This window comes from Nostoc sp. UIC 10607 (assembly GCF_047228265.1).
GTDB lineage: Bacteria > Cyanobacteriota > Cyanobacteriia > Cyanobacteriales > Nostocaceae > Nostoc > Nostoc foliaceum_A.
Map to the genome: position 1 here is coordinate 36,205 of NZ_JBIQNW010000047.1, position 12,823 is coordinate 49,027.

Genomic DNA, 12,823 nt, shown 5'->3' on the forward strand with positions numbered 1-12,823 from the left:
ACGATACAAGCATTGTGGGAGAAAAACTACTTTCAGCGATGGTTTATAAAATTTGGTGAGATGGCACAATACCAGAAACCCGTTTAAAATGAAAATCTATTTGTTCTTCATTAGAATCACATACGCCGAAACCCTTATTTACTCGTACTTTTGAATTTTTTGATGTCCCGTTGATGCATAATCGATTTAACTCTTGAAAGCTTAAATTTTGTTCGGTTAAGGATAGAAACAGCTTATCTAATCTAACTATAATCCTGATCTCATATGGTTATGCGACTAGTGCCAGAAGCTAGTAATTTAAGTCTTGGCGATCTGCTTCATGCTTTGAAAAGACTAGATATTCTCATCGCGCAAGCAGTAGCTACAGCGCCAACTGTTTATGGAGTAGAGGCGGCAACTGATGCTTATCGAGGTCTTTACATTAGTCGAGAAGAAGTGGAGCGTCTTTTAAGTCGCCAACCAGGAATTCCTACACTGCAAGTTGAGGAAAAAGCATTAGAGCAAGTTTCTCTCGAATCAATTAGCAATAGCAGTCCCTTGGCTTGGTTGAAAGATACTTTTGACCTTTCAGAATTCGATATCGATGTAATTTTCATCGCTTTAGCACCTGAAATCGATCTGCGCTACGAGCGTCTCTATGCCTATCTTCAAGATGATGTTACCCGCAAACGTCCTAGTGTAGACCTAGCACTGAATTTACTCTGTTCGTCAGCAGAAGCCAAGCTGTTGCACCGCGCTCATTTTTCCTCTAATGCACCGTTAATCCGTCACAAACTACTCCATCTGATTCCCGATACCAACCAAAGTCAACCGCCGCTCCTTGCTTACTACCTCAAGCTAGATGAGCAGATCATTCGTTTGTTACTAGAACAGGAAGGTTTGGACTTGCGTCTACTGCCGTACTGCCAAATGGTTAAGCCTTCAATATCCCTAGATGAGCTACCTTTAAATATCAAGATCAAAAAGGCACTGCGATTTCTAACCATACAAAGCTGGCAGACACACCAAGCATTACGACTGTATTTTCAGGGTAGTGACAATATCTATCAAGATTTGACCGTTCAAGCACTGGCCTCAGAAGTCGGAGCTAGACTAATCAGTGCAAATATGGCTCAGATTGTAGCGAATAAAGAAGAATTTGAGCAAATCGTGCGACTTTTAGTGCGAGAAGCTTGTTTGCAAAGAGCAATTTTGTATCTGGAAGGAATGGATGTATTACGCAGTGATGAAAAGATTTTTTCTTACCAGAATTTACTAAGTAAGCTAAACTATTATGCAGGAATTGTTGTCCTTGCAGGTACGCAGCCCTGGATAGCCTCTGGGCAAGACCCTAACGGAGTTATTGCTGTTTCATTTACTAGTCTTAACTTTTCTGAGCGACTAACTTGTTGGCAGAGCCATTTAAATAAAGCCGATATCGTACTGTCACAAGGAAATATCAATACTTTAGCTGATCGCTTTCGTTTGATGCCAGGGCAAATTGCGACTGCCATCGTAGATGCTGGCAATCGATCGCGTTGGCGAACAGCGATTTCTAATTCAGATGCTAGCGCGTCTTCGATGATGCTTAGTGATTTATTTTCAGCAGCGCGCTCGCAATCAGGACATGACTTAGCAGGATTAGCACACAAAATCGAACCACTCTACACTTGGGATGATATAGTTTTGCTCGACGATACTCAGACTCAGTTACAGGAAATGTATCAATGGGTTGTACATCGCCATAAAGTTTTGCAGGAATGGGGATTCGGACGCAAGCTTGCTTATGGTCGCGGTGTGAGCGCCCTGTTTGCTGGCCCTTCGGGCACGGGTAAAACTATGTCTGCCGAGATTATTGCTAAGGCACTGGAACTGGATCTCTACAAGATTAATTTATCTACTGTGGTCAGCAAGTATATCGGTGAGACGGAGAAAAACTTAGAACGGATTTTTACAGCGGCAGAAAATGCTAATGCGATCCTCTTTTTTGATGAGGCAGATGCGCTATTTGGAAAACGATCTGAGGTGCGTGATGCTCATGATCGCTATGCCAATATTGAAATTGCTTATCTTTTGCAGCGAATGGAGCAGTATGAAGGCATTACGATTCTGGCGACCAACCTGCGCCAAAATATCGATGATGCTTTTGTGCGACGCTTGCAGTTTATCATTGAGTTTCCCTTTCCCGATGAGGAGCGACGGCGGCAAATTTGGGAAATTCTGATCCCAAAAGAAGCTCCACAAGACGAAGCAATTGATTATGAGTTTTTGGCAACACAGTTTCGGTTTTCAGGGGGAAACATTAAGAATATTGTACTAAAGGCAGCATTTTTCGCTGCGGCTGAAGGTGGATGTATTACAATGAGGGAACTAGTACGAGCAACTTGGCGAGAATCTCAAAAAATAGGGCAAGCAATCAGCAAAAACGACTTTGGAAACTATGCTGAAATGTTGCCATGAATTATAATGAATACGATCAAGCCGAGTTTCGTCAAGAGATAGAAGAAGGTCTTTGCTATACTCACTTTCGGGCTAATGCCAACACGGGCAAGTTGTTGGAGATTGCCTCGTTTCTCTACGCAGCGATCAACCTGTTGAGTGAAAAAGGTTTATTAGATATTGCCGAATTAGACAATCGCAAACAGCAGGCGGCTGCTAACTTAAAGGAAAAGTTTAGAGATCGCGGTATGGGCGTAGTCTACCAAAAGCCAGAGGCAGACAAATATGCCTTTACAGATGGAGTGGCGATTGATTGCGAAAATCGCCTTAATCTGTGTCATGCGGCTTGTTGTAAGCTTCCCTTTGCCCTCTCTCGGCAAGATGTGGAAGAGGGGATTGTGCGCTGGGAGTTTTCTACTCCTTATCTGATTGCTCACAGCAAGGATGGGTATTGCCAGCATTTAGATCGGGAAAAAAAATGCTGTTCGGTGTATGCTCATCGTCCCTTGCCTTGCCGGGGCTATGATGCCGCAACGATAAAAGGATTTGGCTGGATTTTGATAATGGGGTTGTAAATCCCAAAATTAACGAGCCAGATTGGCCCCAGTGTCTGGAGGAAGAAAAGAATGGCTAGAACTGTTGCAACAAAACAATCTCAGAGTAAGAAGCGGGAGCAGCATGGTAAAGAGCGATCGCCCCAACAAGAGCAACAAACCAATCCTTACAGCAAAATTCTCTCTGCAACACATGGCTGGCAATCGGGCTGTAGAGCAAATGGTGCGAAGCGACAGGCACTCTGAGGGACAAATTCCGCCAGTAGTAAAAGATGTTTTGCGATCGCCCGGTCAACCGTTAGATCCTGAAACTCAGCAGTTCATGGAATCTCGTTTCGGACATAATTTTAGTCAAGTTCGAGTGCATACTGATGTTCGCGCTACCGAGTCTACTTGCGCCTTAGATGCCTCAGCCTATACAGTCGAACGAGATATTGTATTTGGAGCCGAACAGTATAAACCGCAGACCTTAAAAGGGAAGAGCTTGCTCGCTCACGAACTAGCCCACACTTTGCAGCAAAAAAAGCTTCCTATCGGCTCGTTTGAAGCCTTAAAAATTTCTCAACCTGACGAATTGCACGAACAGGAGGCAGATTGAGCAGCAGAAGCCGTGATTCTAGGCAAAACTGTTTCGCCGATTGCTTCTAATGCAGGCACGCAGATACATCGGCAACCGAGTAAAGGGGAGCAGATGTTTAATCAAGCTCAGTCCTGGCTTTTGAAAGATACTAATATCAAAACTGAAGTTGATGTTTTAAAAGCAGCATTGTGGGAAATAAAAGCTGGAAAATCTATCAGTTTTAATGAAAAAGAAGGTGGCAAGCGAATTGACAATCTTGTCAAGATATTCGGACTCACTACAAAGGCAACGGCAGGTTTAAAAACTGATTGGGCTTGGTTGGTTCGCAATCGCAAAGATAGCGGTAAGAAATCCTATCAAACAAAAGAGCAAGCCTTTTTTAGGATAATGCAAAGCCCATTAACCAAACTTAGCGATCAACACCCGAAGTCTCAGGCTAAGTTTTGGCTAAAAAATACACCACCACAAGTCGTAGATATTCTCTATGATGTAGCAGATGCGACGCTGCCAGTTGAGGAACTATACGCTTATGCAGCTAAAGAAGGTCTAATTGAATATGTCAGAAATGAAATTGGCTTGTTTTCTACAGATGAACCGAGTCTGTCCCAACTTAGAGGAGTGCAGTCTAACAAAGCCATCTCAGGATTTGATTATCTGGGATTAGACGATTTTATGACCGAACTCAATGCTTCTAGAGAACCACTTAGAAGATTTCTACCAGGAGGCTTCGATCTGACTCAAGTGAGTCCATTGGATAGAACCAATGAAAAAGGACGAGTAGTTCACTCTGGGAAATTTCCTAACTTAAAAATGGCAATACAAGCCCTAGCTGCTATGCTGAAGCGTCGGAGAAAATTATTTTTGGAAGATGCCAAACAAAACGAATATACTACTCCAACTAATGATGAGTTAGTGTATTGGACTTATGTTTACTTTAATTCAGGAAAATTTGGAGGAAAAGAGCAATGAGAAAAATATAAAGGCAAGCGAAAGCTTTCAGATTGGATTCAAAAAGGAGAGTTTCCTAATGCTATTAAACTCTTACAAAGCTATCAAATGCTCTCTGAAATGAAGATTTTTTAGCTGATATATCAGCTATTATTCCGTCCGAGCAAAGATCTGGCGATCGCCAGACAAGGAGATAATTTTTATGACTAAAGCTTTATCTGCCAAGTCCTCAAAAGAAATTAAAGCTGGTTTTACCAAAGCGCGATCGCCACAATCAAAGCAACAACCCAATCCTTACAGTAGAGTTTTTTCCCTACAACGTACTGTTGGCAATCGGGCTGTAGAGCAAATCCTAGGTAAGGGTGCAGTTCTTCAGCGCAAATGTGCTTGTGGCGGTGATTGTCCGAGTTGTAAAGAAAAACTGGGGATTCAAACCAAACTTAAGATTAGCGAGCCAGGTGATCGCTACGAACAAGAAGCTGATCGCATTGCTGACGAGGTGATGCGAATTCCAGAGCCATCTGTTCAACGTCAGACTGAACCTGAAGAGGAAGACGAGGAGATGATTCAGAGGAAAGCGATGGGCAATCCAGTTGCCCCTTTTAATACAAAACAAGAATCTCTCAAAGTCCCGCCTATCGTCCACGAAGTCCTCAACTCTCCCGGTCAACCTCTTGATTCAGGAACTTGTACCTTCATGGAATCCCATTTTGGGCAGGATTTTAGTCAGGTGCGGGTGCATACAGATACTAAGGCAGCAGAGTCAGCACGAGCAGTAAAAGCACTTGCCTACACGGTGCAGCAAGACATTGTTTTTGGGGTGGGGCAGTATGCACCTGAGAGCAGTTTAGGGAAAAAATTGATTGCCCATGAATTGACCCATATTGTACAGCAACAGAGGGCAAGGTTTGATAGCAACCGCATCTCGCGCGTTCCAGAGAAATCGTATATTGAAGATGGAAGTTATTCTTATTCCACTCACTGCGGGTGGATTGACTGGGGACATGCAAATCCAGGTTTGGCTAGAAATTTGATTGCTATAGTACGGGAAGCCTCCCAACGGATGGCTCGTAAAGAGTCTACACTAACAACCCAACAAGCGGCACAAGCCTCCGCTCTAACCAAGCAAGTTGCTGCCGAATCCCCCTCACCATTTGTTGAGGCTCAATGCAAGGGTACTTACGAGAAAAACGAGGTAGCTGATTCGGCGCGTGAGCAACCAGTCATGACAACACAAGAATTCCCTTCCGGTTTAGTTGTGATTTGGCTAGGAGGTTTTGGCGTAAACAGCGATGATTCAAGTAAGTTTGTGCCTTTCACTGACATTTTGCCAGCAACGCTCCAGGCATGGACGCTTATGCATAACAAACCGTTCAAGGTCATTCTAACGGGATATTCAGACTGCATCGGGGCAGAATCGCAAAACCAAAAGCTGCGTCGCAATCGTAGCAACGAAATTGCAGCTCGACTGGCTACTGCTTCCGCTAGGGTTCAGGGGGCAGATCCAGTGATTTTCGTAGAGTTTAGAGATGCCCCACTGAATCAGTATCTCGCATCCAATGCCACAAGACAGGGCAGACGAGTAAATCGTGGTGTGCGTCTCCAGTTTGTTCCCGATGTTGCTCCAGCAACCCCAGCACCAGAACGGGTTACTCTTCCACAAATGAAATCAAGCAAGTTTGGTGTCGTTATAAGTGGTGTAACACCAACGATCCAACTGAATCGTTCCTTGAGCGAAACAGAGGTTCTGCAAGTTGCACTGGGTATCTTTATGTTCCAGTCTTATGTTTTTGAGAGCCTCCAGTCCTGGACGGATCGGATCAAGAAGTCCTCTTTCTCAGAAGAGGATCTCCCCTCCAATCTCATCGGTTTTTACAGGGCAGCGTACGGTTATTCCCAGGACGACGTGCGTCAAATTTGCGATGCCTGGGATGCTGCTCGGTCGCTCCAAGCATATAAAGGTTATGCTTTCCGTCAAAATCGCACTTTTCGACCTCTTAGTTTACCACTTGGCGGAAGTTGGCCCGCTCAGTTTAGCACGATCCCCGCTATACAATACGGAAGCTCTCTATACAGTATCGTTGAATTACTGATCGAAACACCATTCATGGAAAAGCGCATGAAACTTTAGCGAACACTTACTTGTAGTGCGATGCCGCGCTTGTAGGTTGTCGAAGCATGAGACCCAACAAGCTAAAACTAATTAAATGAAACAAAAATTAGTGAAGTAAGAATAATACAGACATCAACCCAGAAAACCTATTCCTTGAGCTACCCAGCGCGATCACACTTTTAGAAGTGGTAAACATTCAGCGTAACGCACCAAATCTCCAAAAGATAACCAGATAATCCGATTTCTAAAGCTACTAACAAAAAATAGTACGTTATCAAGAACGGAACTTAATATTATAGGAGAATCGTTTTATGGCTAGAGTTTTATCCATCAAATCCTCAAAAGATAGAGAGGCTGCTTTTGCCAGGGACCGATCGCCTGCACAAAACCAACAATCAAATCCTTACAGCAAAGTTTTCTCCCTACAACGCATAGCGGGTAATCGTGCTGTAGAACAAATGATGCACTCTGGGATGCTTAACTCGTTAGGCACGGGTGCTATTCTGCAACGAAAATGCGCTTGTGGTGGTGCGGCAGGAGCGAGTGGAAAATGTGCTAAATGCAGCGAAGAAGAGACGCTTCTACAACGTCATGGAACTGGAGAATCCGAATCTTCTCAAGTACCGCCAATTGTCCATGAGGTATTGAGTTCGTCCGGGCAACCCTTAAACTCTGATACTCGCGCCTTTATGGAATCTCGCCTTGGACATGACTTTAGCCAAGTACAAGTACATACCGATTCTAAAGCAGCAGAGTCTGTGCGGGCAGTGAATGCCCTAGCTTACACGGTCGGGAAAAATATCGTATTTGGAACTGGGCAGTATGCACCGACAACCGATGAAGGGAAGCAACTATTAGCACATGAGTTAACGCACGTCGTACAGCAGCAGGAAACCACTATACAGCCAAAGCTAATCTTGGGTTCGCCTAACAGTTTGCAAGAACAAGAAGCTGATGATATGGCTAGAAAAGCGATGTCAGAGTTAACCGAGCAAACATTATCATTACAAACGCCCAGCACCTCGGTTTTACAACGTCAGATGGATTTTGACGAGGAAACTGAGGAAGAAATAGTCGCATCAGTAGACGAGAACGACCTTGACGTACGAGATGGTGACTCACCTTCTGGTAGCACGGTAGCAGTTAGCGAACAGTCGGATGTACAACTGGAAAGCGATTTGCTTAGTATGGCTATTGAGAAGAGTGAGGCTGAGGAAGAGAACGAGACTGTCTTACTTGCTGCCGCAGATAAAAAAGCCAAGAAATCTCCTTCAAAAGGAGAAGAGAAAAAAGAAAAGAAAGAAACTCCTTGGATTACAAAGATAGAGATTGACCTAAGCAGTCAAAGAATGAAGCTGATCTGGAGCGGCGATCGCAAACTAGAGACGATAACTATTTCCAGTGGCAAAGGATGTCCCAATACAAAAGAAAATCCATGTGAGAGTGGAGATAACCTTTATTGCACGCCGACGGGAGAATTTTCTGTTGGCAAGAAGGGAGACGGTGACTATAAGAACAGTAAGGGAGATCCGATGTCTTGGTATGTAGAGTTTGTTTCCTCACGAGGCATCGGTATTCACAACAGTCAAACGGCAGATGGAAACCCCCGTTCTCATGGATGCGTTCGCGTTGGCAAAGGAGCGCAAGCTGATGCGTTGGCAAAACGAATTAACCTGAATGTTAATAAAAAGACCAAAATAAGCGTTAGTGGCAAAGCACCAACAAAGCCCTGGCTTCTTTCCAAAGAAAAAACGATGAAATCTAATCCAGGCTGCCCATTGCCTCCCGAACCAAAGCCAAAATCTAAATCTTCCGATAAAAAGAAAATAAAATAGCACTTTTAGCAAAATTCGAGAGTGAGTGTGCGTGCAAGGGCAACAGTCTTTTTGTAAATTTTCTCATCTAATCAGTATTGATTAAGATAGACTCTAGTAAGAATATTTACTTGTAAACTAGACTATTTTTTTACATTCAAAGCATTATTCTAGTTTAATCATTATCAGAAAAGAAAAACATTGTTTTACTTTATATAGTGAGTTAATCTGAGAATTTATTTCTGTTAAAAATTTTCGTAATGATCCTCTAAAGCTTACATAAAATCTATCGCAAGAGGGAGATAAATTCTCTTATTTGCCATATAACATAAATTTAAATTAGTTAACAATAATCTGCTTGCCAATTTGTTCGCTAATCTGCTCGTACTCAATCTACACTTGATGTGAATTAAAAATATTTTTTAGCATAGGATTTTGAGACTTGTTCAAAATTATGCTGTTAAAACTATTCCCTACGAGATGATAAGAGTTTTAAAACTCAATTCAGGTCTTAATTAACATTAGAAGTTAATTCTTCCAAGTTACTGCTGAAACCATTTTTTAATTAGGGTGGTAAAGCTAAAAATAGATAAATTCTGTTGAGAAATATACGGCTTATGTGAGCGGGAGGCTGAGATAACATAGTCTCGTTCGTAGTGCGATATTTAACGATTAAAGCGAAGGCTAAAATCTTTGATATTGCTGGGCTGGGTGAATTTTTAACTTACATAAAGTGTAATCGACAATCTATCTTAATGAGACAAAATATTTCCTTAGAGGAAAGCATAAAACAGTTGAATCCAGCTATCCTAATAGATTTAAACTGTGCAAATCAGTATTTATTTAGCATGGTTATGTGTTACTGAATGCGATCGCTTTAAATTAGCGATCATGCTATGGGCGCATATCTCAACGTCTGTTTTTGCAATCCTGACGCAGCAGCAGGCAAACTGTCATGTTCGATAGCTTAGACAAAACCCTAGAAAAGCTTCTCAACGAGGCTCCATCTAACGAACTTCCCGAACTTAACCGTGCTGGTGTTAGCTTTGAGACACCCGATAAAAACTATACGCTGTCCAGCCAACTAACGGTCAACCTCTTCCTTTATGAAGTCAAAGAAAATCGAGAATTGCGCGATCCTGTTCCGATTGTCGAAAGGGTTGGGGATGAATTTATTCGGCGAAAACCCCCGCTCAGGGTAGATTGCTCTTACATCGTCTCTGCCTGGTCGGATCAAACCAGGGCAGAAAAAGTAAGACAGGAACATCTATTGCTCTCTCAAGCGCTTTTGTGGCTCAGTCGCTTTCCTACAATTCCAAACAATTATCTGCAAGGGAGTTTGGCAAATCAACCTTTTCCGCCGCCGACGATGATTGCTCAAGTCGATAGTAATAAGAATGCCACAGGTGAATTCTGGACTGCATTGGGAATTTCACCTCGACCTACCTTTAATCTTGTGGTAGCGATCGCAATGGATTTAAGAGTTGCTGTACCAGAAGGATTACCCGTTGTCACCAGCGAGATACGTCTCTTAGAAATTGACAAACCTGCCAGCTTACAGCGTTGGTTTCATATCGGTGGCAGAGTTTCCGAAGCAGCCGATCCCAATAATGCGATCGACGAAGCACAAGTGAAGCTGGTAGAGAAAAATGAAATTGTCAAAACCAATGCTCAAGGTCAATTTATCTTTTCTGACTTAGCAGCAGGAAACTATACCCTAGAAGTCAGCAAAGTAGGATTTACCGCCAGATCCAAAGCGATCATCGTTCCTGGTGAGAGCGTAACTGCTTACGATATATCGCTGCCGACTTAGAGATCGAGACTTGAACTTGAATCGCGATCGCAATCATTTCTTGATTTGGCAAAGATGAAGGAGTAAATTATGCCCGTATACCTAGCCCCTGGCGTTTATGTTGAGGAAAAACTCGGTTCGCCCCCGATCACAGGTGTGGGGACGAGTACGGCTGCTTTTATTGGCATTGTCGATAATGCAGTCGTGATGCCAATAAAACCTACTGCTGGAGCAGTAGAAGAATCCTATGTACTAGCGGCAGTTAATACACCCGTTGCGATCGCCAATTTCGAGCAATTCAAAAATAATTTTGGTAACTTTCAAGTTGGGAATAAAGTGCTTGCCCATGCAGTCTATGGATGAATGGCACTAAGAAAAGCTCAAAGTGTTACAGAATAAGGGCTACGGCTTGGGATGCCCAAGTCCACAGTAATAGTATTAATTAGCACAAATAAGCGCGTTTATGTATTTTAAAGAAGCAGCAGAAAGGAAAGTGCCAGAAAGCAGAGATGTTTCAAAAATTTTTGGAGGTAGAAAAAGCTTACTCGTTCATTAGATACTTTAATTGAAACGAGCAAGCCAAAACCAAAATTACTATTACTGTGACATTAAGAGTACAAATTCTCAAGGACAAATGAGCGTCAGAGTTTAGGGCTAACTTTTCAGTATAAATCACACAAGAGTGCAAATTTTTGGTGTGTATGGCTACAAATGTACAAGTATTTATTAACTTTATTTACAATTTTTCTGGCTAAAAACTAGAGTCTTTTTGAAGTTAAGCTCCCTAAAACTCTTGTGGTAGAGCTTTATAGCCTATAACATGACTCTCCTACCCCAAAGTATTATGAATTCTTTGAGGTAGGAAACAGGCAAAAAATGACCCGCTTCGCAAGCAATCCTTCATTTTCACATTTAAAGTGGATATTTGAGTGGTTTATTAGAAACACTACCTTTGATTTTGACACTCTACAGATGTACGGAGCTTATTCAAAAATTAAATAGGATTCCTATACTCTCTTCAGTATCAACCTACCAACTGGCATAAGTCAAAAGTCAGAAAATTAACTTATTAATTTCTAACTTTAGGAGAGGTTTATTTTTTGATAATTATGTTTAGAAATAAAAGCATAGGTATTTCAACGGCAAAAAGACGTGCATCATCCAGGTTTCTCTTTATATCAATACTCGTAAATTGGCAAAGATATTGATTAAGTTAATTAAATATTTACTAAGGAGTTCCTCATGTATGAATTAATTCGCCACGCCTTGGTACATAAATTAATGCCACAGCAAATCTTTTCAGGAGGAGCAGCTTTTATAATTGCCAATCAATTTTACAAGTTTCATAGCTTTGCTTTAGAATGCCTCGCTTTTTTAATTACATGGGGTATTTTTGATTTTTGTGCTCAGAATTTGTCTAAATTATTTGAGTCAAGAAGGAGTAGGTATTAATTATTCTACAAAAAATTTAGGTTTCTCCTAAGCTACCAAAATGAAATTAAGAAATATCGAGGACAGCTTACTGAAGCTTTATTCTAATTGGACAAGGAGGTTGAGATGTCTAATGCCAATGTTCCAGATAACAACGAAACATATATAGAAGCTGAACAAGCCTCTGCAGGTCAGGCTCAACGGATGGATCCCAATGCAGTTCGGGCGCGAGCCGAAGTTCCGAATCTTTTGACACAGCAGCGTCTTGATGAGCGGCAGTCTAACCTGAGAGCAAAGCGAAGAGGTCCATCCGTTGAGGAAGTCGAGGAAGTTCCTGCTGCGCCTCCAGATGTTCCGCCGACAGAGTGCGCAGATGCTCCATCTGACTCCCACTAGGTCATGCTAGCAAACTAGATCCATGGAGGAGGCAAATTTTAATGCCTGAGCTATTGATATTCCAAAACATCGGACTATCCGATGCAGCCACAGGAGGACAGACCTCAACCGTAGGTGAGCCCAGTATTGCCAATAGTGGTCAGCGGATCTTTGTAACGGGAAACTGGTATGCAACGAGATCTCTGGACAACGGTGTTAGTTGGGACTTCATCAGTCCATTTAATGCGCTTCCGCCAGTTGACGACGGCTTCTGCTGCGATCAGACAGTACTATATGACTATAGCCATGACCTCATGTTCTGGCTTCTACAGTACGTTGAGAAGAACGGCACGAATACGCTTCGTGTAGCCGTTAATACGAGCGGCACTTTAGGGAACAACGAATGGTACTGGTGGGACTTCCGACCTCAGGAGGTTAATTCGCAATGGCAGGGCGAGTGGTTTGATTACAATCATGCAGCTTTGTCCAACAATTATCTGTACGTAGCGACGAACGTATTCAGGGGTGATAATTGGACCCGTTCAGTAGTGCTTCGATTACCTCTTGATTCCCTGGCTGCTGGCGGCGCACTCAACTACAACTACTTCCAGAGTACCGACAACTTTTCACTTCGATGCGCGCAGGGTGCTAGGGACGTGATGCATTTTGGGAGCCACAACAGCAACAGTCAGATTCGAGTGTTTTCATGGCCCGAGAACAATACAGCATTTGCGGCTGTTATGAGGTACAGTAGCAACAAATAGCAAACCAGTTTCTTAAATGTTGAGGATTTATTAA

The 12,823-nt window shown here is 42.6% G+C and carries 11 protein-coding genes; all 11 read left to right on the plus strand.

The window, feature by feature from the left end:
- Positions 1 to 264: 264 nt before the first annotated feature.
- Complete coding sequence (locus ACEYW6_RS27095) at positions 265 to 2,439, plus strand: ATP-binding protein (RefSeq protein WP_412982188.1); 2,175 nt, start codon at positions 265 to 267, stop codon at positions 2,437 to 2,439.
- Positions 2,436 to 2,993, plus strand: a complete 558-nt coding sequence (locus tag ACEYW6_RS27100) for a YkgJ family cysteine cluster protein (RefSeq protein ID WP_412982189.1) — start codon at positions 2,436 to 2,438, stop codon at positions 2,991 to 2,993. Before ACEYW6_RS27095 ends, ACEYW6_RS27100 begins: the two co-directional genes overlap by 4 nt.
- A 51-nt stretch (positions 2,994 to 3,044) precedes the next feature.
- Entirely contained in the window at positions 3,045 to 3,218 is a 174-nt protein-coding gene (locus tag ACEYW6_RS27105; protein ID WP_412982190.1) for a hypothetical protein, read from the plus strand.
- Positions 3,193 to 3,570 carry a DUF4157 domain-containing protein gene (locus ACEYW6_RS27110; RefSeq protein WP_412982191.1) on the plus strand — a complete coding sequence of 126 codons (378 nt, stop codon included), beginning with the start codon at positions 3,193 to 3,195 and terminating at the stop codon, positions 3,568 to 3,570. Before ACEYW6_RS27105 ends, ACEYW6_RS27110 begins: the two co-directional genes overlap by 26 nt.
- Before the next feature lie 12 nt (positions 3,571 to 3,582).
- Positions 3,583 to 4,521 (plus strand): hypothetical protein, encoded by a 939-nt coding sequence (locus ACEYW6_RS27115; protein ID WP_412982192.1) that lies wholly within the window; start codon positions 3,583 to 3,585, stop codon positions 4,519 to 4,521.
- 181 nt (positions 4,522 to 4,702) lie between these two features.
- Complete coding sequence (locus tag ACEYW6_RS27120; RefSeq protein WP_412982193.1) at positions 4,703 to 6,631, plus strand: DUF4157 domain-containing protein; 1,929 nt, start codon at positions 4,703 to 4,705, stop codon at positions 6,629 to 6,631.
- A 293-nt stretch (positions 6,632 to 6,924) separates the two neighbouring features.
- Positions 6,925 to 8,448, plus strand: coding sequence for a DUF4157 domain-containing protein (locus ACEYW6_RS27125; RefSeq protein WP_412982194.1), 1,524 nt, complete (start codon positions 6,925 to 6,927; stop codon positions 8,446 to 8,448).
- Between the two features lie 934 nt (positions 8,449 to 9,382).
- On the plus strand, positions 9,383 to 10,240 hold the full coding sequence (locus ACEYW6_RS27130) for a Pvc16 family protein (protein WP_412982195.1): 858 nt from the start codon (positions 9,383 to 9,385) through the stop codon (positions 10,238 to 10,240).
- A gap of 69 nt (positions 10,241 to 10,309) precedes the next feature.
- The gene (locus ACEYW6_RS27135; protein ID WP_412982196.1) at positions 10,310 to 10,582 is read left to right on the plus strand and encodes a hypothetical protein; all 273 of its coding nucleotides are present in this window, start codon (positions 10,310 to 10,312) and stop codon (positions 10,580 to 10,582) included.
- Between the two features lie 1,194 nt (positions 10,583 to 11,776).
- Positions 11,777 to 12,046, plus strand: coding sequence for a hypothetical protein (locus ACEYW6_RS27140; protein WP_412982197.1), 270 nt, complete (start codon positions 11,777 to 11,779; stop codon positions 12,044 to 12,046).
- A 168-nt stretch (positions 12,047 to 12,214) separates the two neighbouring features.
- On the plus strand, positions 12,215 to 12,394 hold the full coding sequence (locus tag ACEYW6_RS27145) for a hypothetical protein (RefSeq protein WP_412982198.1): 180 nt from the start codon (positions 12,215 to 12,217) through the stop codon (positions 12,392 to 12,394).
- Positions 12,395 to 12,823: the final 429 nt, after the last annotated feature.

Coding starts and splice junctions, on each gene's coding strand:
- ACEYW6_RS27095 (WP_412982188.1), top strand. CDS start 265: ATGGTTATGCGACTAGTGCCAGAAGCTAGTAATTTAAGTCTTGGCGAT.
- ACEYW6_RS27100 (WP_412982189.1), top strand. CDS start 2,436: ATGAATTATAATGAATACGATCAAGCCGAGTTTCGTCAAGAGATAGAA.
- ACEYW6_RS27105 (WP_412982190.1), top strand. CDS start 3,045: ATGGCTAGAACTGTTGCAACAAAACAATCTCAGAGTAAGAAGCGGGAG.
- ACEYW6_RS27110 (WP_412982191.1), top strand. CDS start 3,193: ATGGTGCGAAGCGACAGGCACTCTGAGGGACAAATTCCGCCAGTAGTA.
- ACEYW6_RS27120 (WP_412982193.1), top strand. CDS start 4,703: ATGACTAAAGCTTTATCTGCCAAGTCCTCAAAAGAAATTAAAGCTGGT.
- ACEYW6_RS27125 (WP_412982194.1), top strand. CDS start 6,925: ATGGCTAGAGTTTTATCCATCAAATCCTCAAAAGATAGAGAGGCTGCT.
- ACEYW6_RS27130 (WP_412982195.1), top strand. CDS start 9,383: ATGTTCGATAGCTTAGACAAAACCCTAGAAAAGCTTCTCAACGAGGCT.
- ACEYW6_RS27135 (WP_412982196.1), top strand. CDS start 10,310: ATGCCCGTATACCTAGCCCCTGGCGTTTATGTTGAGGAAAAACTCGGT.
- ACEYW6_RS27140 (WP_412982197.1), top strand. CDS start 11,777: ATGTCTAATGCCAATGTTCCAGATAACAACGAAACATATATAGAAGCT.
- ACEYW6_RS27145 (WP_412982198.1), top strand. CDS start 12,215: ATGCAACGAGATCTCTGGACAACGGTGTTAGTTGGGACTTCATCAGTC.